This is a genomic window from Flavobacterium sp. W22_SRS_FP1 (genome assembly GCF_052113685.1).
In the GTDB taxonomy this organism is placed as follows: Bacteria; Bacteroidota; Bacteroidia; order Flavobacteriales; family Flavobacteriaceae; genus Flavobacterium.
This window is the reverse complement of the sequence record NZ_JBGQOE010000013.1, coordinates 61,142-82,826: the sequence shown is the minus strand read 5'-3', so window position 1 is coordinate 82,826 and position 21,685 is coordinate 61,142. Positions and strand designations below refer to the sequence as shown.

The following is a 21,685-nucleotide window of genomic DNA, read 5'->3' as shown; positions in this document are numbered from 1 at the left end:
AATATAAATTAAAAAATAAACTTTCCCTTGAACCCAACTCACTAGATCCTGAAGCTAGTTCATGAAATCCTGAGATCCTGAAACTAGTTCAGGATAAACAAATCACTCGCTATCCCATCTGTTAAAAATTTTCCCTTTTTTGTGGGTTTCAAAATATCATTTTCAATACAAACCAAATCATCGTCTAAGAATTTCTGAGCTTGCTTCATTAAATAATCCAAATAGGATTGTCCAAATTCCCTTTTGATTCTTCCTAATGAAACGCCCCAAATAGTTCGCAATCCAGTCATTATATATTCATTATAACGATCAGAATCTGTTAATATTTCAACTTCATTTGGAAGTTTATCAGTATCAATTGACTTAATATATAAAGAATTATTAGCTATATTCCAACTGCGAGAAATTCCATCATAACTGTGTGCCGAAGGTCCAATTCCTATATATTTTTTCCCAAGCCAATAGGCTGAATTATTCTTAGAAAAATAGTTTTCCTTACCAAAATTCGATAACTCATAGTGAATAAAACCATTCGCTTGAAGTGTTTCTACCAAAATCACAAAATGTTCTTGAGCTACTTCATCACTTGGTTCTGCTACTTTTCCCGTATCAATTAATTTCTTCAAAGCAGTTTTAGGCTCCACCGTCAAAGCATAACTAGAAATATGTGGAATCCCGAAAGACAATGCCTTTTCGATATTTTGCTTCCATTTATCATTACTCGTACCGGGAACTCCATAAATCAAATCAACGGAAATATTATCAAAATATCGGGTTGCCTCTTCCAAACATTTTTGGGCTTCCGCTGAATTGTGCGCTCGATTCATCATCTTCAAATCATCTTCAAAAAAAGACTGGATCCCGATACTTAATCTATTGATTTTACTTTTAGATAATTCAAGAATTCTTTCACTCGATAAGTCATCAGGATTCGCCTCGAGCGTGATTTCAGGATTCTCTGTAACATCATAATTATTATAAACTGCCGCAATTAGGAAGTCAATTTCTTCAGCAGTCAGTACGCTCGGCGTTCCTCCTCCAAAATAAATCGTTTCCACTTGCTTATTATCCGATTCACTTTTGCGCATTTGAATTTCTTTGGCCAAAGCCAACACCATCTCGTCTTTCTTTTTCATCGAAGTCGAAAAATGAAAGTCGCAATAATGACAAGCTTGCTTGCAGAAAGGTATGTGTATATAGATGCCGCTCATGTAGTAGTGTTCAGTTTTTAGTGATCAGTTTTAAAAAAAAGTATTCGGTGGTCAGTATCTCTATTCATAAGTCTGCAGGAATTGCTCAGTGTACAATTTTTCACTAATCAATAAACACAACTGAACACGGACCACTGATCACTATTTCTTAACTCGTTCTTCGTTTTGTTTCACAAAAGCATCCCAGCCAGTGTAGCTTTTCGTTCCGACCACTTTTCCTGAATTGAAAAAGTGACAAACCGCAGCTGCCAATCCATCGGTGCTATCCAGGTTTTTAGGCAGTTCTTTTAGTCCCAATAATTGCTGAAGCATCTTAGCCACCTGTTCTTTACTGGCATTTCCGTTTCCAGTAATAGCCATTTTTATTTTCTTGGGCTCGTATTCGGTAATAGGAATGTCTCGGGATAGGCCTGCAGCAATTGCAACACCTTGCGCTCGTCCCAACTTCAGCATCGATTGCACATTTTTACCAAAAAAAGGCGCTTCAATTGCAATTTCGTCTGGGTTATGGGTGTCGATCAACTCAATGGTGCGCTCAAAAATGATTTTTAGTTTCTGGTAATGGTTGTCATATTTGGACAATTGCAATTCGTTGAGCTGCAAAAATTCCATTTTTTTGTTTACGATTTTTATCAAACCAAACCCCATAATGGTCGTTCCTGGGTCAATTCCTAATATGATGCGCTCGTTTGCCAAAAGTTTTGTTTCAAGTTTAAGGTTTCAAGTTTAAAGTTTTCCTTTTCTTTGCACTCATGATTTCAATTCCTCACAAAACTAAACAATTCCTCGTACTTCTAATCAAAGTTTTGATTGTGGGTGCCGCATTTTATTTCATTTACAATCAGCTGGCTAGTAATGACAAACTCGATTGGGTACAGTTTACCGCCAAATTCAAAAAGAACCAGTCGGTTGCGGGAATAAGTTTTATTTTATTATTGAGCATCTTGAATCGGTATTTTGAAATTTTGAAATGGCAAAATCTAGCTTCTTATCTTAAACCTATTTCTGTTTCTGAAGCTACAAAACAAGTTTTGGCAGCACTGACCGCAGGGATTTTTACGCCAAACGGAGTTGGCGAGTACGCCGGAAAAGCATTGTATTATGAAAAATCAGAAACCAAGAAAATAGTTTTCCTGAACCTGATTTGTAACGGAATTCAAATGGTGCTTACCGTAATCATCGGAATATTTGGCTTGTTGTATTTTAATGCTAGTTATAATGTAATTACTACAAAAACGGTTGCTATCCTTTTTGGAATTCTAATCTTTAGTTCAGTTCTATTATTTTCAGTAAAAAAATTGACTATCAAAGGCTACTCCATTGAAAGACTCATTCACAAAATAAATGGCATTCCTAAGAAAATACATCAGCGAAATATACTTTTAGGAATTTGTCGCTATCTCGTTTTTTCGCATCAATACTATTTTTTATTTCTCGCTTTTGATGTTGACTTAACTTATTTAACGCTAATGGCTGCGGTATCCAGCGTTTATTTCTTGGCATCCTCCTTGCCGTCGTTTCAGTTTTTGGACTTTGCAGTTAAAGGAAGTGTTGCTATATTTTTCTTTGGCATACTGGGGGTAAACGAATGGATCGTCATTTTTGTAACAACGCTCATGTGGTTTCTAAATATTGTTTTGCCGGTGGTCATTGGTAGTTATTATGTACTGAGTTTTAAATCCTCTCCCCAACTCTCTCCTAAGGAGAGAGAGCTCTAACCTAATAAAATAATTATGATTACAATTGTTTTATTTTTAACGATATCCACTTATATCATTGCCATAGGGCTTATGGTTTATGGTTTTAACAAAATAAAAAAAATTGAATCTAAAGACCTAAAGCCCACAACTAAATTCACCATTATTGTCCCGTTCCGAAACGAAGCCAAAAATTTACCCGCTCTATTGAATAGCTTCTCTAATTTAAATTATCCTATGGATTGGGTGAATGTAATTCTTGTTGATGATGATTCTGAAGAAATGTTTAGTATTCAATGTTCAGCATTTAGTGTTCGGGTTATAAAAAACATTCGAGTTTCAAACTCCCCTAAGAAAGATGCCATTGTGACCGCGATGAATGTTGTAAATACGGATTGGATTATCACAACGGATGCTGATTGCGTGGTTAATCCTAAGTGGTTACTGGCCTTTGATAATTACATCCAGACTCATGACGTTTCCATGATTGCTGGAGCGGTAACTTACGATTGCGGAAATTCGTTCCTACACCAATTCCAACAACTGGACCTGGCGAGCCTTCAAGGAGCAACCATCGGCAGTTTTGGGATAGGAAGAGGATTTATGTGCAATGGTGCAAACCTGGCTTACACCAAAACACTTTTTCAAGAATTGAACGGCTTTGACGGCAACGATAAAATCGCTAGTGGAGACGACGTCTTTTTACTGCAAAAAGCAGTTGCGCTATTCCCGGGGAAAGTCCGCTATTTAAAATCAAAGAACAGCATAGTTACTACGAAACCATTGAATGACTGGAAATCCTTATTTTACCAACGAGTCCGTTGGGCTTCAAAAACGACTTCCTACCAAAGTAGTTTCGGAAAATTTTTAGGTATTGTTGTTTTTATAGGCAACTTATGTGCACTGCTGGCTGTCGGGTTCTGGATATTCGGACTGCTACCCGTTGAAAATCTCATTGTTTTTTTACTACTCAAGTTTTTAGTAGACGCCATTTTGATTACGAAAACAAATACTTTTCTAAGACAAAAAAGCCGCTACCTTATTTTGGGCAGCTTATTCTACCCTTTTTTTAGCGTTTGCGTGGCTTTCTATTCTTTGTTTGGAAAATACGAATGGAAAGGGAGACGGTTTTGATTCAAGACAAAGACCTACCCTGATAGAAATAAAAATTCTTTTATGATGGTAGTCAGCATAAAAAATTGCGGTGTTTAACAAGAAATGGCTTCGTAAAATCACTCAACTTTAAGAATTACTGGAAGTATAAATTGTGTTTTTACTGGAATTCCTCTTTTAATTGCCGGATTCACTTTTGGAAAATTAACCAACCTTGCTGTCAAAATACTGTCAATCTTAATGGTATCATACGCGACCGAATCCTTTAGAAACTGAGGTTCGAATTCCATCTTTGCATCGGGAAAGATAGTAACTTTTACCTCTATGGTATCTAATTCAGGATAGAGTATTGAAAGCGTATCACTGCTTAGTTTATCCTGTATTAATTCAGTCAGGTATTGAAAAAAACAGTTTTGACGCTGTATTTTGTCGTCTACTTTTTGACAATCAACAAATGATGGGTATTCGTCAACTTCTTTCCAATTGATCGCTTTCAATTCCTTTTGCAGCAATTCCTTTTGCGAAGGCACTTGCTTGTCAAAATATTGGCAGGAATTAAAAAGTAAAAAAAGTAAAAAAAAGTAATAGTGCTTCAATCTCTGTTTTTTGAATTAGACTAATATTTTATAAAAATACAATTATTTTTTAGATTCTTTTTAAAGCAACTAATCTTCATCGCTTTCTGCAAAGCGTTTCTTTTAATTTGTCAGTAGAGTATGTCAATATAGGTGCTATTATTACGATTAACAAATTACCCTAAAATCAAAAAAGCCATTCGCCGCGGCGAAAAGCTTTTCATCCGTCTAACTACTAAACCCAGTCTCGTTGCTATCAACACAAATAAAATTAATAGTTTACGGAAATAAAAAAGCCTTTCCGTTAAGAAAGGCTCTACCAATATTGCGGTCTGGACGGGACTCGAACCCGCGACCCCCTGCGTGACAGGCAGGTATTCTAACCAACTGAACTACCAGACCAGCTGCTATATTGCGGTGGCAAAGATACAATAGAAGTTGATTCTCACAAGAGTTTAGGACTTTTAAAAAAAAATCAATTGAATTATTATTCAACTATCTTATTTCAAATGTATTGACCCTGTCAACTCATGGCAGAAGAACAAGAATTGCCATACTTATTTTAAAAGTGCTAGTCTTCTCTTACTTTTAAAACCACAATTTCGACGTTAATCGCTTTTAAAACTCGATTAAAAAAATTTGATTTGACTTTTGAAAGCCTAGAAAATATAGTACATCTCGTTTAGCGCAGCAAATAGCTTGGCTGAACTAAGGTTTCATGATTGATCAGAGGTAGCTTAAAATCAAAAAAGCCATCCAAATCCTGAATAAATTCAGAGTAAATGGAAAGCTTTTCATTGGTCTAACTACTAAACCTGGCTAGCTTACAAAGGCTAACCAAACAACACAACTAACTTTAGATACTTTATGGGGGCAAAAAAGCCTTTCTGTTAAGAAAGGCTCTCCCCAATATGCGGTCTGGACGGGACTCGAACCCGCGACCCCCTGCGTGACAGGCAGGTATTCTAACCAACTGAACTACCAGACCCACTCATTATTGCGGTGGCAAAGATACAATAGATTTCGAGTTACACAAACGTTTTTGCCAAAAAAAAAGCTTTTTTCTCGAATAACTATCCAAAGTTTTGTTTCTCAGCCAAATATGTCAATAAAATTCTTTCGAAATTTTCGCCAACATTTACAGGAATGTACTTAATCCTGTTCTGAGCACAGCTTAACGCCAACTTTTTAAAATACAACTGGGCTTTTTTTTCGTATTCCTGCTTCACATTATCGGCAAAAACAGAAATTTCTTCACCAGTTTCCACGTCAATAAATTTTCTTGGGGTGTTATCGAAATCGAAATCTAACTCCGTTTTAGTGTCCACGACATGAAATAAGACCACCTTGTGTTTATTGTGCTTCAAATGTTGCAGCGCATTCAGCAGCGCTTCCTCCTCTCCAGACTGAAACATATCCGTAAAAAGGATAATCATCGAGCGGCGATGTATCTTTTCTGCAATTTGGTGTAAAAAAGTGACGGTATCAGTACTTTTAGTAGTCACTGAGCTTTGCAAAAGTTTTTCAAGTGCGTTTAGAATCATTCGGTGATGGCGATCACTTCCCTTTTCAGGAGCATAGTACTCGTAACTATCAGAAAACACGCTCAAGCCCACCGCATCCCTTTGTTTCTTTAACAAATCCATTAAAACCGCCGAGGCCAAAACGGAGAATCCAATTTTGCTTTCATAAAAGGCTTGACTTTCTTTTAGTTTTGGGTAGTGCATCGATGAGGAGTTATCGATGATAATATGACAACGCATATTGGTTTCTTCCTCAAAGCGTTTAGTGTACAAGCGATCCGTCTTAGCAAATAACTTCCAGTCAATATGCTTGGTGCTTTCTCCAACATTATATAGCTTGTGCTCGGCAAATTCTGCCGAAAAGCCATGAAAGGGGCTTTTGTGCATTCCGGAAATAAATCCTTCCACAACTTGATTGGCCAACAATTCAAGATGCTGAAACCTAGAAATTTTTTCTATTTGCGATTCAATCTTCATCTTTCAAAGTTATTAAAAGATTGAATGATTTAAAAATTAAAAGATTACAGAAATAAAACTAAATAATGAAGCTGATATAAATTTAGCTTAAATAAAAAAAAGGTTTGACTTTCGCCAAACCTTTCCTATATAAATTGTAATCTACTGATTACAACAACGCGTCTAAACTATCTGCGTAGGTTTGTTTAGGAGCTACACCTACTTGTTTTCCTACTACTTCTCCGTTTTGAAAAACCAAAACCGTTGGTATGTTTCTCACTCCGTATTTTGCTGCAAATTCTTGGTTTGCGTCAACATCTATTTTCCCAATCACCACTTTTCCTTCATATTCAGTACTCAATTCCTCAATGATTGGACCTACCATTCTACAAGGCCCGCACCATGCTGCCCAAAAATCTACCATTACTGGTTTTGTTGATTTCAAAACTACTTCTTCAAAAGTAGCGTCTGTTATTGCTAATGCCATAATATCTTTGTTTAAAGTTTAAAGTTTTAATCGTATTCAAAACTAGAGTACAAATTTAGAAATTAAAAACAAATGAAACGCTATTCACAAATTAGTTTTGGTTATGAAAGGATTGAAAATTGCTATTTATCTCATTGTAGCTACAATTTTTATTGGTTCGCTAGCGTTTACTGCTCTTCGCGATATCTTTTTGTACTTAAAACTAATTCAGCTTAAAATTAATTTGCATTTTTTCTAACTCAACCAATAGTTCGTTAGATATTTTGATCTTTAGCCTTCTGCTTGGCATTGTTAACTTGGTCACCACTTTTATTTCCTCCACTTCTGTCACTGCTAAAGCTTCCTTTTCTCCAGCCTCAGAAACTTCAGCATCGTCATCTCCTTCCACAAAATCATCTCCTCCACTTTCTAAAAGAAGCGGAGCAGTTTCAATAATTCTCTTGACTTTCTCCAATTCCATAATTTCAAACGAGACTACGTTATCTCCTTTGTTTTCTTGAAAAAGATGACTTAATTTATGAATAAGCTCTGTCTGCAGATCCGTAATATTCAACAAAACAATTAATTTTTTGGCAAAGGTATCCAATACATCTTGTAAGTATTGAACCAAGCTAAACTGAATCCTTGGATCGCTTTTCTTACCGGTATCCTGATTTGTCCAGCCCTCTTTGACCGATATTTTCATATAAGTAAAGTTATTCTGAATCAAGAAATGACGAAACTTCAAGTACTCTTCACCAAAGATCTTAAACTCATAACTTTCATCATATCCCTCTAATGTAAATATCGCCCAACCTTTTCCGTTTTTGGCTACTCTGTGTTGAACATCATTTATAATCCCACCAAAATTAAGAGTTTTACCCACATAAAGCTCCATACTTCTGAGTGCTTCTAGCTTGGCATTACAAAAATATTTCATCTCAAACTTGTAATCATCTAATGGATGTCCCGATATATATATCCCAACTACTTCCTTTTCTTTGGCCAGTTTTTCCATCGTACTCCAATCTTCACAAGGTGGCACAACTGGTTCTTCAATTTGCACATCACTACTTTCTCCAAACAAACTTACCTGCGATGAATTCTCATTCTCTTGAAATTTTGCGCCATAGCGAATCGCTTTTTCGTAAAAGGTAATTCCGTCTCCATCATCATGAAAATATTGAGCACGAGTTGTTCCCAAAAAGGAATCAAACCCTCCGGCCAATGCCAAACTTTCCAAAGCTTTTTTATTGGCGGCACGCAAATCAATTCGCTTAGTCAAGTCAAAAATCGACTTGTATTTTCCGTCTTTCCTTTGTTCAACTATAGCTGCAACAGCACCGGCACCGACACCTTTTATGGCTCCCATACCAAAACGCACGGCGTAATTGTCGTTAACGGTGAATTTATAAAAAGACTCATTTACATCCGGCCCTAATACTTCAAGCCCCATTCGTTTACATTCTTCCATAAAGAAAGAAACTTGCTTGATGTCGCTCATGTTATTAGACAACACCGCTGCCATATATTCAGCAGGGTAATTCGCTTTTAGATAGGCTGTTTGATAAGCAATCCAAGCATAACAGGTAGAGTGTGATTTATTAAAGGCATACTCGGCAAAAGCTTCCCAGTCTTTCCATATTTTTTCCAGCTTGTCTTCGGGATGCCCTTTGGCTGCAGCCTGACTAATAAACTTAGGCTTCATTTTATCCAAGACATCTTTTTGCTTTTTTCCCATCGCTTTACGCAATACATCGGCATCCCCTTTCGAGAAATCAGCGAGCTTTTGGGATAAAAGCATTACCTGTTCTTGGTAAACGGTAATTCCGTAGGTATCCTTCAGCAACTCCTCGCAGGCTTCAAGGTCATATATAATTTCCTCTTCACCATTTTTCCTTTTTACAAAACTAGGAATATAGGCAATTGGACCTGGTCGATACAAGGCATTCATGGCAATCAAATCGGGAAAAACCGTTGGTTTCAATTCCTTCATGTACTTCTGCATTCCTGCAGATTCATATTGGAAAATTCCCACCGTTTCTCCTCGCTGAAAAAGCTCGTATGTTTTTACATCATCAATCGGGAATTCATCTGGGTTAAGGTCGATTCCATTTCTATATTTTACTAATTTAACCGTGTCTTTAATAAGGGTAAGGGTTTTCAAACCCAAGAAGTCCATCTTTAACAATCCGGCGGTTTCCACTACCGAGTTATCAAACTGGGTCACATACAAATCAGAATCTTTGGCCGTAGCCACAGGAACAAAATCAGTAATATCACTTGGAGTAATAATCACCCCACAAGCATGAATACCCGTATTTCTCAAATTTCCTTCCAGAACTTTGGCTTGTTGAATGGTTTCACCACCTAAATCATCTTCACTTGCCAGAGCGATTAATTCTTTTATTTTATCAAACTCTTCTGGACGAACAGCTTTTCTTATTAATGCTTCGTCTTCATTTAAAAATCGAGCCAGATTCCATTTTCCAGGCATCATACCCGGAATTAACTTCGCTATTTTATCGGCTTCAAACAATGGTAAATCTAGCACACGAGCCGTGTCACGAATAGCCGATTTAGTTGCCATTTTACCATAGGTGATAATTTGTGCCACTTGTTTCGAACCGTATTTTCGAATCACATAATCCATCACACTGCTTCGTCCTTCATCATCAAAATCGATATCAATATCGGGTAGCGACACACGATCGGGATTAAGAAAACGCTCAAAAAGCAGGTTGTACATTAGCGGGTCAATATTGGTTATTTTTAAACAATACGCCACAACCGATCCCGCTGCAGATCCCCTTCCCGGACCTACAGAAACGCCCATGCTCCTCGCTTCGGCAATTAAATCCTGTACAATTAAGAAATATCCAGGATAACCAGAGTTAGAAATCGTCAGTAACTCAAAGTCAAGACGCTCTCGTATTACCTCCGTGATTTCAGGATACCTTCTATTTGCCCCTTCGTAGGTGAGATGTCTCAAATAAGCATTTTCCCCTCGCACTCCCCCATCAACAGCGTCTTGCGCCACGTCAAACTCATCTGGAATGTCAAATTTGGGCAACAAAACTTCACGTGCCAAATTATAAATTTCAATTTTATCGACAATTTCACTTAAGTTAGAAATAGATTCGGGCAAATCAGTGAAGAGTTTCTTCATCTCTTCCCCTGTCTTGAAATAGTATTCTTGATTGGGCAACCCAAAGCGATAGCCACGACCACGACCTATGGGCGTAGTTTGTTTTTCGCCATCGCGTACACAAAGCAAAATATCGTGCGCATTGGCATTTTCTTTATCTATATAAAAAGTATTGTTAGTAGCAACAATTTTAACCTCATGCTTTCTCGCCAAGGCAATCAAAGTGGTATTTACCCGATTTTCATCTTCTTGATTGTGACGCATCACCTCAATATAAAAATCATCTTTGAACTCTCCCTTCCACCAGATTAAGGCTTCTTCGGCTTGGTTTTCACCAAGATTTAAAACCTTGCTAGGAATCTCACCATATAGATTTCCGGATAAGACAATAATGTCTTCCTTAAACTGCTGAATGACCTTTCGATCGATTCTGGGCACATAATAAAACCCTTCTGTGTAGGCAATCGAAGACATTTTGGCCAAATTATGGTATCCTTTTTTGGTCTTTGCCAAAAGCACTATTTGGTATCCATTGTCTTTACGTGATTTGTCTTTGTGATCTTCACAGACAAAAAACTCACAACCGACAATTGGTTTCATAGGAACCTCAGTAGGTTCCTCCCCGTTTTCAATTGCGGCTGCATTCTTGACTTCCGCCGCTTTATTATGATTTAGAACATCCCTTACAAAGTGAAAAGCACCCATCAAATTAGCGTGATCTGTCATAGCTACGGCAGGCATCTTTTGTTGTGAAGCCGCTTTTACTAATGCTGGAATACTAATCGTAGACTGTAAAACAGAAAATTGTGTATGGTTGTGCAAATGCACAAAATCAGTATCCACAAGCACTTTCTTGTTTTGAGAAAGCTCTTGTTTTGAAATTGTCTCAGTCTGCTTTTCTCCAAACTGCTGACGAATTTTATCAGAAGCTTCTTTTAAATTAATGTGTTTTAAACCAATGAGTTTAATCTCACTTGGATTCTTACTTTGGAAATCCTGAAAATAACTTGCGGGAACATCTAGCTTTTCAGGAGTGTAATTTTCTCTACGAATTAGCTCCAAAAAACAACGTGTAGTTGCCTCCACATCGGCAGTTGCATTATGCGCTTCCGAAAATGGTTTGTTGAATAAATACTGATGTAATTCAGTAAGTGTTGGTAATTTGAAACGACCTCCACGACCTCCAGGCAATTCCAATAACTTTGCAGTCACTTCCGTACAAGTATCCAAAACAGGCATTGAAGCCATTGGACTTTGAACAGCTAAACGATGAAATTCACAACCCATAATATTGACATCAAAACCGAGATTTTGCCCTACAATAAATTTAGCCTTACCTAAAGCAACATTGAATTTCTCCAATACTTCTGCCAAAGCAATCCCTTCGGCTTGTGCCAACTCAGTAGAAATCCCGTGGATTCGCTCTGCATCATACGGAATATTAAAGCCTTCTGGTTTTACTAAGTAGTCCTGATGCTCGATGAGTTTCCCCATATCGTCATGCAGCTGCCAGGCAATTTGTATACAACGCGGCCAGTTGGCTGTATCCGTTATGGGCGCATCCCAACGCTTTGGTAATCCTGTCGTTTCAGTATCGAATATTAAGTACATATTTGTATATCAGCTGATTGTAAATTAAATAAATTACAAAAAATGAATTTCAAATTTAGGTTTTTTTCAAGTAAGAACGGAGGCAAGTTATCAACAAATATTGATGAAAAATTCAAAACCAATAACTAAATAAGGAATCCGTTCATCCTGTAATTTTAAACTTATTAATTTCTAAAATGGTACAACAAAGTAATAAATCACCCGCAAAACATTTTTTTGGATGTCGTACTATCTAGTCAAAAAAACAGCAGTGTATATTCCACCAAAAAACCGCTTATTGTCGAAAAGCGACAAACAAAAAGACCCGTTTTTTAAAATACAAAAACAACGAGATATTATCTATTTATTAAAACAATTGGCTTTAAACTTACTTTTACTCAACATAATTCGTTTTTTAAACGCTCAAATTAAGAAATAACTAACGTCACAAAACAACAAAACCCACATCCTAAATAACGATCAAAGAAATTAAAAACAAATTCAGATTACTCGACAAAACAAGAAACATTAAAATATAAGTCATCAGGTTCCGTAAAAAGGGTTTGGGTATCGTATATAATGAAAAACCCAAATTGTCCACTTTGTTTCTTTTTGTAAATTTGCGCTCATTGTTACAATTATGAACCGTTTAACGATTCCTAAAAGAAGAAATACACTTAAAAAATATTTAAAATGAGTACTACATTATTTGACAAAGTATGGGATTCGCACGTGGTGCGTAAAATTGAAGATGGACCAGACGTGTTTTTTATTGACCGTCATTTCATTCATGAAGTGACTAGTCCCGTTGCTTTTTTAGGTCTAAAAGAAAGAGGCATCTCGGTTTTGTACCCAGAGCGTACTTTCGCTACTGCCGATCACAATACTCCAACCATAAATCAACATTTGCCTGTTGAAGATCCCTTGTCCGCAAATCAACTTAAAGCATTGGAAGAAAATGCTAAAGAATACGGCATCAGCCATTGGGGATTAGGAAATGCAAAAAATGGAATCGTGCACGTAGTGGGTCCTGAAAACGGAATTACCTTGCCTGGTGTCACTATAGTTTGTGGAGATTCACATACTTCTACTCACGGAGCCTTCGGAGCTATAGCTTTCGGAATTGGTACTTCTGAGGTAGAGATGGTGCTTTCTACACAATGCATCATGCAGCCAAAACCTAAAAAAATGCTTATTAACGTAGCCGGCGATCTTCAGTTTGGAGTTACACCAAAAGATGTTGCGCTCTATATAATATCAAAGCTGTCTACCTCAGGTGCTACAGGTTATTTTGTGGAATACGCAGGGAAGGTTTTTGAAGACATGACTATGGAAGGTCGGATGACCGTTTGTAATTTGAGTATCGAAATGGGAGCTCGTGGCGGAATGATTGCTCCAGACCAAACTACTTTCGATTATTTAGAAGGCCGTCTATATGCTCCAAAAGGCGAAGCTTGGAATACAGCAGTAGCATATTGGAAAACATTAAAAACAGACGCTGACGCAAAATTTGACGAAGAAATCAACTTTGAAGCTTCAGATATTGAGCCAATGATTACCTATGGTACTAATCCAGGTATGGGCCTAGGAATTTCTAAAAGTATCCCCAGCTCAAAAGATGTTGCAGAAGGGGAAGAAACCTACAAAAAATCTTTAGGATATATGGGTTTCAACCAAGGCGAAGCTATGATAGGAAAGCAGATCGATTATGTTTTCTTAGGTAGCTGTACTAATGGCCGAATCGAAGATTTTAGAGCTTTTGCCTCTATTGTAAAAGGAAGACAAAAAGCAGCTAATGTTACGGCATGGTTGGTTCCAGGATCACATGTGGTGGAAGCACAAATAAAAGAAGAAGGAATTCTTGACATATTGACTGATGCAGGCTTCGTATTACGCCAACCAGGATGTTCCGCTTGCTTAGCGATGAATGACGATAAGGTTCCTGCCGGTAAATACTCGGTGAGTACTTCCAACAGAAATTTCGAAGGACGTCAAGGACCTGGCTCGAGAACATTATTAGCAAGCCCATTTATGGCTGCTGCTGCTGCGGTAACGGGAGTGTTAACAGACCCCCGAGATTTGATAGCTTCCTAATTTGCAAAAGCAAATGTTCTACAATATAAACACACAACTGCAGTAAACCTTTAAACCTAATCCTGTAGTTCAAAACAAAACAAAAATGGCTTACGATAAATTTAATATACTTACAAGTACAGCAGTTCCACTTTCTATTGAAAATGTAGATACGGATCAAATAATTCCTGCCCGTTTCCTTAAGGCAACAGAGCGTGTTGGTTTCGGCGACAACCTTTTCCGTGACTGGCGATACAACAATGACGGTTCCTCAAAATCAGATTTCGTTTTGAACAATCCGACATACAGTGGAAAAATCCTTGTCGGAGGAAGAAACTTCGGATCTGGCTCCTCAAGAGAACATGCGGCTTGGGCCGTTTATGATTACGGTTTCAGATGTGTGGTCTCCAGCTTTTTTGCCGATATCTTTAGAAACAACTGTCTGAATGTTGGCGTTCTGCCCGTTCAGGTTAGCGCTGAATTTGCGGACAAAATTTTCAAAGCCATCGAAGCAGATCCAGAAACGGAACTTGAAGTCAACCTTCCTGAACAAACAATCACACTTAAAGTGACGGGAGAGAAGGAGTCTTTTGACATTTCAGGATACAAAAAAGACAACATGATCAATGGCTTTGACGACATTGACTACCTACAAAACATAAAAAAGGAAGTAGTAGAATTTGCTGACAAGCTTCCCTATTAAAAAACCAATAAAAAAGCAGTCAGCTTGACTTTATTAAAGAACTGACTGTTTTTACGATCATATAAAATACAATTGTACGATTACAGAAATGTTTAAAATCGTATTAGCATCAAATTTAAAAATGGAAAAAAGAAAAGTTGAGATAATGGACACGACGCTTCGTGACGGGGAACAGACCTCGGGAGTATCATTTTCTGCTGCAGAAAAACTAACCATTGCACAATTGTTATTGGAGGAATTAAATATTGATCGCATCGAAGTCGCTTCCGCCCGAGTGAGCGAGGGGGAATTTCAAGGAGTTAGAGGGATCATGACCTGGGCCAATGAAAAAGGATACAACGACAGAATCGAAGTTTTAACTTTTGTCGACGGCGGACTATCTATCGATTGGATGAAGAAAGCGGGGGCCAAAGTCCAGAATTTGTTGACCAAAGGGTCCATGAATCATCTGAAACATCAATTGAAGAAAACGCCCGAACAACATTTTTCCGAAATTGCCCAAACGATTGCCTTAGCGCAAGCAAACGACATTGACACTAATGTCTATCTGGAAGACTGGAGTAACGGTATGCGCAATTCCCCGGAATATGTCTTTCAGTTTTTGGATTTCTTGTCAACCCAACCCGTGAAAAGGATATTGTTGCCTGATACTTTAGGGGTTCTTATCCCATCACAAACTTTTGAATTTATTTCAAAAATCACCGCGAAATACCCTAATATCCATTTTGATTTCCACGCGCATAATGATTATGATTTAAGCATTGCCAACGTAATGGAAGCACTGAAAGCGGGCATCAAAGGTTTACATGTCACTGTAAACGGGATGGGAGAACGCGCAGGAAATGCACCTCTTGAAAGTACTGTTGCCGTAATCAATGATTTCATGCCTGAAATAAAAATTAACGTCAAGGAATCTTCTCTTTACTCGGTGAGTAAGTTGGTGGAGACTTTCACAGGATACCGAATCCCGGCCAACAAACCTATTGTGGGAGACAATGTGTTTACGCAAACAGCAGGCATCCATGCAGATGGCGACAATAAAAACAACTTGTATTTTAATGACTTACTTCCGGAGCGATTTGGAAGAAAAAGACAATATGCACTGGGAAAGACATCCGGAAAAGCAAATATCGAAAAAAACCTTCAAGAATTGGGTTTGAAATTAAATCAGGAAGATTTGAAATTAGTCACCCAACGGATTATTGAATTGGGCGACAAAAAAGAAACGGTTACCAAAGAAGACTTGCCATACATCATTTCTGATGTTTTGGACAGTCAAACCTATCAAGAAAAAATCATTGTGGAATCTTATGTTTTGTCGCATGCTAAAGGTTTGCGCCCTTCAACAACCCTCTGTCTGAAAATAGACGGCGAGGTCATTGAAGAGCATGCTCAAGGAGACGGGCAATTTGACGCTTTCATGAATGCATTGGCCAAAATATATACGAGTAAGCAATTAGCATTGCCAAAACTGATCGATTATGCGGTAAGAATTCCCCCCGGCAGCAGTTCGGATGCTTTATGTGAAACCATAATCACCTGGACCATTAACGGAAAAGAATTTAAAACCAGGGGACTGGACTCTGACCAAACCGTCGCCGCAATCGTAGCAACCCAGAAAATGCTGAATGTAGTAACGAAATAATTTAGAAAAATTAAAGAAATATAATAAATCCTATCCCAATAACCTTCCCCTTTTCTGGAGGGTAATGGGAGGAAAACAAAACTATAAATAGATGAAATATACAATAGCACTATTGGCAGGAGACGGAATCGGACCAGAGGTAATCAACGAAGCTGTAAAGGTCTCTAACGCCATTGCGAAAAAATTCAAGCATGAAATCACTTGGACACCAGCTCTTACAGGAGCTTGCGCCATTGATGCCGTTGGTGTTCCTTATCCGGACGAAACGCATGAAATTTGCATGGCTGCCGATGCCGTTCTATTTGGAGCCGTTGGACATCCAAAGTTTGACAATGATCCCAAAGCTACTGTTAGACCGGAACAAGGTTTACTGTTGATGCGAAAAAAATTAGGCCTGTTTGCCAATGTGCGTCCCACATTTACTTTTCCCTCATTGATAGACAATTCACCGTTGAAAAGAGAACGAATTGAAGGAACCGATTTAGTGTTTTTGAGAGAACTTACCGGCGGAATTTATTTTGGTGAAAAAGGAAGGAAAGACGATGGGGAAACGGCATATGACACTTGTACTTATACTAGAGCAGAAGTGCAGCGTTTAGCAAAGAAAGGTTTCGAATTGGCCATGACCCGTACCAAAAAACTATGCTGCGTGGATAAAGCCAACGTCTTAGAAACTTCCCGTTTGTGGAGAGAGACGGTTCAGGCAATGGAGAAAGACTATCCGGAAGTGGAAGTAAGTTATGAATTTGTGGATGCTGTAGCCATGCGTTTGGTGCAATGGCCTAATTCATATGACGTTTTAATCACCGAAAACTTATTTGGTGACATCTTAACTGACGAAGCTTCTGTAATTTCTGGATCTATGGGGTTAATGCCATCAGCATCAGTAGGAGAACACACTTCATTATATGAACCTATCCACGGGTCTTACCCACAAGCAACAGGATTAAATATCGCTAATCCATTAGCTACGATATTATCTGCAGCGATGATGTTTGAAGATGCTTTTGGACTACATGAAGAAGCGGCTACAATTAGAGCAGCAGTAAATAAATCATTAGAAAAAGGGATTGTAACCGAGGACTTAGCTGCTAAAGGAGCAACAGCCTATAAAACAAGCGATGTTGGAGATTGGCTAGTAGCTAATTTGTAATAAACAGAAAATTCAAATTCTATAAATAACAAACAACTACCACACTAACAATTACCAACTAAAAAAGCTGTCAATTTACATTGACAGCTTTTTGAATTTACAAACTTAGGAGAACAACTCCTTTTTTATTTTATCATAATAACTGTCACTAACTGGAATCGAAATCGTAGTTAACAATAAATCTCTACCTTTTAATCCAGTAACTTTACTCTTATTTACAATAAAGGAGCGATGCACTCTAATAAATTGGGAAGAGTTTAAACTTTTTTCCAATGATTTTAATGATTGATAACTCATTATTTTTTTTCCATTGACATGAAAAACTACATATTCACTATCGCTTTCAATATGTGTGATGTCATCCAGCTTAACCTTAAAAAGATCATAGCCCGATTTTATAGTTATTGTATCAGCAAAACTAGGCACTTCAGATTTGACTTTCTGAACTGCTTTTAAAAACCGTTGAAAAGCAATGGGTTTTAATAAATAATCAATGGCATCTAATTCAAAACCTTCTAATGCATATTCAGAATAAGCCGTCGTAAAAATTATCTTGGCAGTTGACGGTATCAATTTTGCAAATGCCGTCCCTTTAATTTCAGGCATTTGAATATCTAAAAACACAATCTTTATATCTTCTGTCTTCAGGCAAGTCATCGCTTCTAATGGATTTTCAAAAGACCCTGCCAATTCTAAAAAATCTAATTTGGCAACATAACTTTTCAGTAGTTCCCTAGCTAATTCTTCGTCGTCAATTATAACACATTTAAACATTAATATCCATTTTTAATTTCACTTTAAATGTATCACTATTTTCAGTAATTTCCAGTATATGTGTATCGGGATAAAGTAAGGATAGTCTCTTTTTTACATTCCGTACCCCAATTCCACCTACTCCATCTTTGCTTATTGGTCCTTTTTTAAAACTATTTTCGATTTCAAAAACAATGCTATCACTTGTAGAATGTAAATTTATATTGATAAAAGACTCCCCAATATTTTGAATATTACTGTGTTTAAATGCATTTTCTACAAAAGGAATTAACAACATTGGAGCTATTTCCAGCTTAGGATTCTCTATATTAAAAGATGTTGTAATAGGATATTTTTTACTGCTTTTAAGTACAAATAATTGTATAAAATCCTCGATATAAGTAACCTCTTTTTCAATAGCCACAACTGGTTTTTCACAATCATATAAAACGTAACGAAGCATATCTGACAAGTAAAGTATGCTCTCTTGTGCTTTACCCGAATCTATCGTTGAAAGCGCATAAATATTATTCAAAGAGTTAAATAAAAAATGTGGGTTAATCTGTGATTTCAAAAACTTAAGTTCATTTTCCATAGTTTCACTTTTGCTTAAAATTAAATCCTCTTCTTTCTTTTGAGCAAAAGAAAAAGTTTCTAAAAAAGTCGCAAAAACATAAGAAACACTAATCAAAAGTAAATTGATAAAAAATGGGCCAGGTTGATTCTTTTTTATAAAATCAGGTGGTGGTGGCATATCAATCCCATGATGCCCTCTAAGGAATAAAGAAGAAATAAAAGCCCCAATAAAAATAATTAAAATCGAAAACAAAACAAATTGGACATACTTCTTTTTGAAAAGATAATTTGGCGCCAAGAAATATATCAGACCAATAATTAAGACTGCTTGACAAAAATAAGTAGCTGAATTTTCAATTAGAAAACGTATAAGATTCTCTTGATTTAAAGCAAGAATTATCAAAACCAAAAACCATAAAACTAGCTGGAAGACAGCTCTAGTAAATTTATTCATACTACAAATAAATACAATTAAAATTAATGATTTTGAAATAACGACGCTTTTAACCCCTTGAAATCGAATATTCATAAGTACAAGCAAAGCCATTTACTGAAAACATCAAGCCGTTTACTGAAAAGTAAAAGTTTATATTCTTTAAATCCTCAGATTTGTACTCAATATCAATTATAAAATTCAAAAATCATGAGAAATAAAATGAGCAGCAAAATAGTTTACAGCGTTTTTATAATGCTAATAGGAACAGTTTTTACTTATGCACAGCCACCTCAAGGAAAAGAGGGACAAAAACCGCCAACTATTGAAGAGCTATTCAAACAAATGAATAAGAACAAAGACAGTAAACTTTCTAAAAAAGAAGTTAAAGGACCTTTGAAAAACGACTTTGATAAAATTGACCTTGATAAAGATGGGTTTATAACAAAGGAAGAAATGAAAAAAGCACCAAAACCTGAAGGACCAAGACCAGAAAATAAAAAATAATACAGATGAAAAAATTAGCACAAAATAAAAAATGGACCATTGCAATAGGAATCTCATTAAGTATACTAGTCCTAGCCTGCAGTAAAGATGATTCGACTTCTGATGACAGCAGTTCAACAACCACAACAACGGGAAGTACAACTGTTCCAACTGTTTTTAGTAGCAACTATAAAACAGCAGTAACTTTATCAACTGATGGAACATCATTGACATTAAAGTCAAACGGAACACCTGATCACGTAACACCTTATTGGGGAATGGGAAATGCACTTTATGAACAACAAACAACAGGACAAACACTAACCCCAGGTAGCCTTCAATCACAAGTTTTCGTGATGACCATTCCTATAAATCCAGTTGCAGCTACTACAAAAGAAGCAACTTCACTTGGACCAATTGGTATGGCATTGAATGGAGTAGCCATATATAACGACAGAGAAGGTGGAAATGTACCTGTGGACTCTCAAACCATTACGACTTTCGACAGAGGAGGTGCGCATAGCGGTCCGGGAGGCTTATACCACTACCACTTTAATGGCGATTTTACATCTAAAGACGATTCCAAATTAATTGGTTGGTTGCGTGATGGCTTTCCAATCTACGGTCGTAAAGATAAAGACGGAACCTATCCTACTACTTTAGATACAAATGGAGGTCATACTGGAGCAACTACGGAATATCCTGACGGGATTTATCACTACCATTGTTCAAATGTGAATTATTTAAATTCTGGATTCTATATTTTAAAAGCAGGAAGTTATCATGGTACTAAGGGAACATTTACTTCTTAAAATTGCTGGTTTATTTATTTTTATGCTAGCTATTACAAGTTGCAAGAAAACGACAAAAGAAGAAGGATTAACTCCTTCTTCTTTTGTCGTTGATATATCAAAAATACCTACTGATACCATTTCTTCAGACAACAAGAATATAAAATTAGATAATGGAGTTGTTTATTTAAGAAGGGATATCTATTCGGGATTTGTAAAAGAAAATTATAGTCCAACTCAAGTCAAAGCAGTCTTTAGTTTTCTGAATGGAAAACAACACGGAATAACGATTAGCTATTTTTTGGATGGAAAAATAAAAGATTCGCGTAGTTATAAAGACGGAAAAAGTTTTGGGAACCATTTTGGTTATTGGGAAAATGGACATCAAAAGTTTGACTTCATTTATAACAATGACAAACGGGAAGGACTTCAAAAACAATGGTATGAAAGCGGAACACCTTATTCTTTTTTAACTTTTAAAGACGATAAGGAAGACGGCATGCAAAAAGCTTGGCGTGAAAATGGTAAACCGTACATCAATTACCAAGCAAAAGACGGCCATCGATACGGATTACAAAAATCGACTTTATGCTATACTTTAAGAGATGGCAAATTAAAATCAAACAAAGAATGAAACTAAAGTATCTAATTATTCCATTATTTCTATTATTACTCTCTTGCCAAGACAAAGAGCTTGTTAGAAAACTGCCCTACTATAACACTTCAGACTTCACACCGGTGTGGGAACTACCAACGGACAAACCTTTTCATTCAATACGAGCTTTCCAACTTACAGATCAAGAAGGCAAGTCTTTCACAGAAAAAAATATTGAAAACAAAATTTGTGTTGTTGACTTCTTTTTTACTTCATGCCCTGGAATTTGCCCCAAAATGACTAATAGCATGTCGCTTTTACAAAAGGAATTTATAAAAGACGACGCTATTTTATTACTGTCACATACTGTAACTCCTGAACAAGATAGTGTTTCAGTATTAGCCGATTATGGTAAAAAGAAAAACGTACAATACAACAAATGGAAATTATTGACAGGAACAAAGGACGAAATCTATAATCTAGGGAGAAAATTTTATTTCGTCGAAGAAGACTTGGGGGAAAATAAAGACAATTCGATCTTCTTGCATACGGAGAACTTTGTATTAATAGATAAAAGCAGGATAATAAGAGGAATTTACAATAGTCTCGATCCTACAAGCATGGCTTCATTATCAGAAGACATTAAAGTATTAGAGAAAGAATAAAACAGTTGTCACACTCATACAGATGAACTGTAG

General features: G+C 36.8%; 18 protein-coding genes and 2 tRNA genes. 10 read left to right on the top strand and 10 right to left on the bottom strand.

Going from position 1 to position 21,685, the window contains the following annotated elements; translation table 11 throughout:
• Positions 1–83 precede the first annotated feature (83 nt).
• Complete coding sequence (hemW, locus tag ACEN2H_RS09295) at positions 84–1,211, bottom strand: radical SAM family heme chaperone HemW (RefSeq protein WP_441732060.1); 1,128 nt, start codon at positions 1,209–1,211, stop codon at positions 84–86.
• Positions 1,212–1,352: 141 nt separating this feature from the next.
• Positions 1,353–1,907 carry a crossover junction endodeoxyribonuclease RuvC gene (gene ruvC / locus ACEN2H_RS09290; protein WP_441732059.1) on the bottom strand — a complete coding sequence of 185 codons (555 nt, stop codon included), beginning with the start codon at positions 1,905–1,907 and terminating at the stop codon, positions 1,353–1,355.
• A gap of 56 nt (positions 1,908–1,963) precedes the next feature.
• On the opposite strand from ruvC, the gene ACEN2H_RS09285 reads away from it, so the two are divergent.
• Positions 1,964–2,929 (top strand): hypothetical protein, encoded by a 966-nt coding sequence (locus tag ACEN2H_RS09285; protein ID WP_441732058.1) that lies wholly within the window; start codon positions 1,964–1,966, stop codon positions 2,927–2,929.
• Positions 2,930–2,944: 15 nt separating this feature from the next.
• Positions 2,945–4,042, top strand: coding sequence for a glycosyltransferase family 2 protein (locus ACEN2H_RS09280; RefSeq protein WP_441732057.1), 1,098 nt, complete (start codon positions 2,945–2,947; stop codon positions 4,040–4,042).
• A 98-nt stretch (positions 4,043–4,140) separates the two neighbouring features.
• Here the strand turns inward: ACEN2H_RS09280 and ACEN2H_RS09275 are convergent, their stop codons facing one another.
• The 6 genes from ACEN2H_RS09275 to dnaE form a co-directional block, all read right to left on the bottom strand.
• A complete protein-coding gene (locus ACEN2H_RS09275; protein ID WP_441732056.1) occupies positions 4,141–4,617 on the bottom strand; it encodes a hypothetical protein in 477 nt (158 codons plus the stop codon).
• Between the two features lie 307 nt (positions 4,618–4,924).
• A tRNA-Asp gene (locus ACEN2H_RS09270) sits at positions 4,925–4,998 on the bottom strand.
• Positions 4,999–5,510: 512 nt separating this feature from the next.
• A tRNA-Asp gene (locus ACEN2H_RS09265) sits at positions 5,511–5,584 on the bottom strand.
• An 85-nt stretch (positions 5,585–5,669) separates the two neighbouring features.
• Complete coding sequence (locus ACEN2H_RS09260) at positions 5,670–6,596, bottom strand: DUF58 domain-containing protein (protein ID WP_441732055.1); 927 nt, start codon at positions 6,594–6,596, stop codon at positions 5,670–5,672.
• 148 nt (positions 6,597–6,744) lie between these two features.
• The gene (trxA, locus tag ACEN2H_RS09255) at positions 6,745–7,062 is read right to left on the bottom strand and encodes a thioredoxin (protein WP_441732054.1); all 318 of its coding nucleotides are present in this window, start codon (positions 7,060–7,062) and stop codon (positions 6,745–6,747) included.
• A gap of 202 nt (positions 7,063–7,264) precedes the next feature.
• On the bottom strand, positions 7,265–11,800 hold the full coding sequence (dnaE, locus tag ACEN2H_RS09250; protein ID WP_441732053.1) for a DNA polymerase III subunit alpha: 4,536 nt from the start codon (positions 11,798–11,800) through the stop codon (positions 7,265–7,267).
• Positions 11,801–12,472: 672 nt separating this feature from the next.
• Between dnaE and leuC the strand changes: the two genes are divergently transcribed.
• The 4 genes from leuC (at position 12,473) to leuB (ending at position 17,353) form a co-directional block, all read left to right on the top strand.
• Positions 12,473–13,873 (top strand): 3-isopropylmalate dehydratase large subunit, encoded by a 1,401-nt coding sequence (leuC, locus tag ACEN2H_RS09245; RefSeq protein ID WP_441732052.1) that lies wholly within the window; start codon positions 12,473–12,475, stop codon positions 13,871–13,873.
• Between the two features lie 85 nt (positions 13,874–13,958).
• Positions 13,959–14,555 carry a 3-isopropylmalate dehydratase small subunit gene (gene leuD, locus ACEN2H_RS09240; protein WP_441732051.1) on the top strand — a complete coding sequence of 199 codons (597 nt, stop codon included), beginning with the start codon at positions 13,959–13,961 and terminating at the stop codon, positions 14,553–14,555.
• Between the two features lie 121 nt (positions 14,556–14,676).
• Complete coding sequence (locus ACEN2H_RS09235; RefSeq protein WP_441732050.1) at positions 14,677–16,200, top strand: alpha-isopropylmalate synthase regulatory domain-containing protein; 1,524 nt, start codon at positions 14,677–14,679, stop codon at positions 16,198–16,200.
• 91 nt (positions 16,201–16,291) lie between these two features.
• Positions 16,292–17,353: a 3-isopropylmalate dehydrogenase gene (gene leuB, locus ACEN2H_RS09230; RefSeq protein ID WP_441732049.1), complete on the top strand. Its 1,062-nt coding sequence runs from the start codon at positions 16,292–16,294 to the stop codon at positions 17,351–17,353.
• Between the two features lie 105 nt (positions 17,354–17,458).
• Here the strand turns inward: leuB and ACEN2H_RS09225 are convergent, their stop codons facing one another.
• Together ACEN2H_RS09225 and ACEN2H_RS09220 are read right to left on the bottom strand one after the other, a co-directional pair.
• Positions 17,459–18,127: a LytR/AlgR family response regulator transcription factor gene (locus ACEN2H_RS09225; RefSeq protein ID WP_441732048.1), complete on the bottom strand. Its 669-nt coding sequence runs from the start codon at positions 18,125–18,127 to the stop codon at positions 17,459–17,461.
• Positions 18,120–18,935, bottom strand: coding sequence for a sensor histidine kinase (locus tag ACEN2H_RS09220; RefSeq protein WP_441732047.1), 816 nt, complete (start codon positions 18,933–18,935; stop codon positions 18,120–18,122). The genes ACEN2H_RS09225 and ACEN2H_RS09220 overlap by 8 nt, the downstream gene beginning before the upstream one ends.
• A 390-nt stretch (positions 18,936–19,325) precedes the next feature.
• Between ACEN2H_RS09220 and ACEN2H_RS09215 the strand changes: the two genes are divergently transcribed.
• The 4 genes from ACEN2H_RS09215 to ACEN2H_RS09200 are packed head-to-tail and all read left to right on the top strand — an operon-like array spanning position 19,326 to position 21,652.
• Entirely contained in the window at positions 19,326–19,622 is a 297-nt protein-coding gene (locus ACEN2H_RS09215) for an EF-hand domain-containing protein (RefSeq protein WP_441732046.1), read from the top strand.
• Between the two features lie 5 nt (positions 19,623–19,627).
• Positions 19,628–20,413 carry a YHYH protein gene (locus ACEN2H_RS09210; protein WP_441732045.1) on the top strand — a complete coding sequence of 262 codons (786 nt, stop codon included), beginning with the start codon at positions 19,628–19,630 and terminating at the stop codon, positions 20,411–20,413.
• On the top strand, positions 20,385–21,026 hold the full coding sequence (locus tag ACEN2H_RS09205) for a toxin-antitoxin system YwqK family antitoxin (protein WP_441732044.1): 642 nt from the start codon (positions 20,385–20,387) through the stop codon (positions 21,024–21,026). The genes ACEN2H_RS09210 and ACEN2H_RS09205 overlap by 29 nt, the downstream gene beginning before the upstream one ends.
• Positions 21,023–21,652, top strand: a complete 630-nt coding sequence (locus ACEN2H_RS09200; protein ID WP_441732043.1) for an SCO family protein — start codon at positions 21,023–21,025, stop codon at positions 21,650–21,652. Before ACEN2H_RS09205 ends, ACEN2H_RS09200 begins: the two co-directional genes overlap by 4 nt.
• Positions 21,653–21,685: the final 33 nt, after the last annotated feature.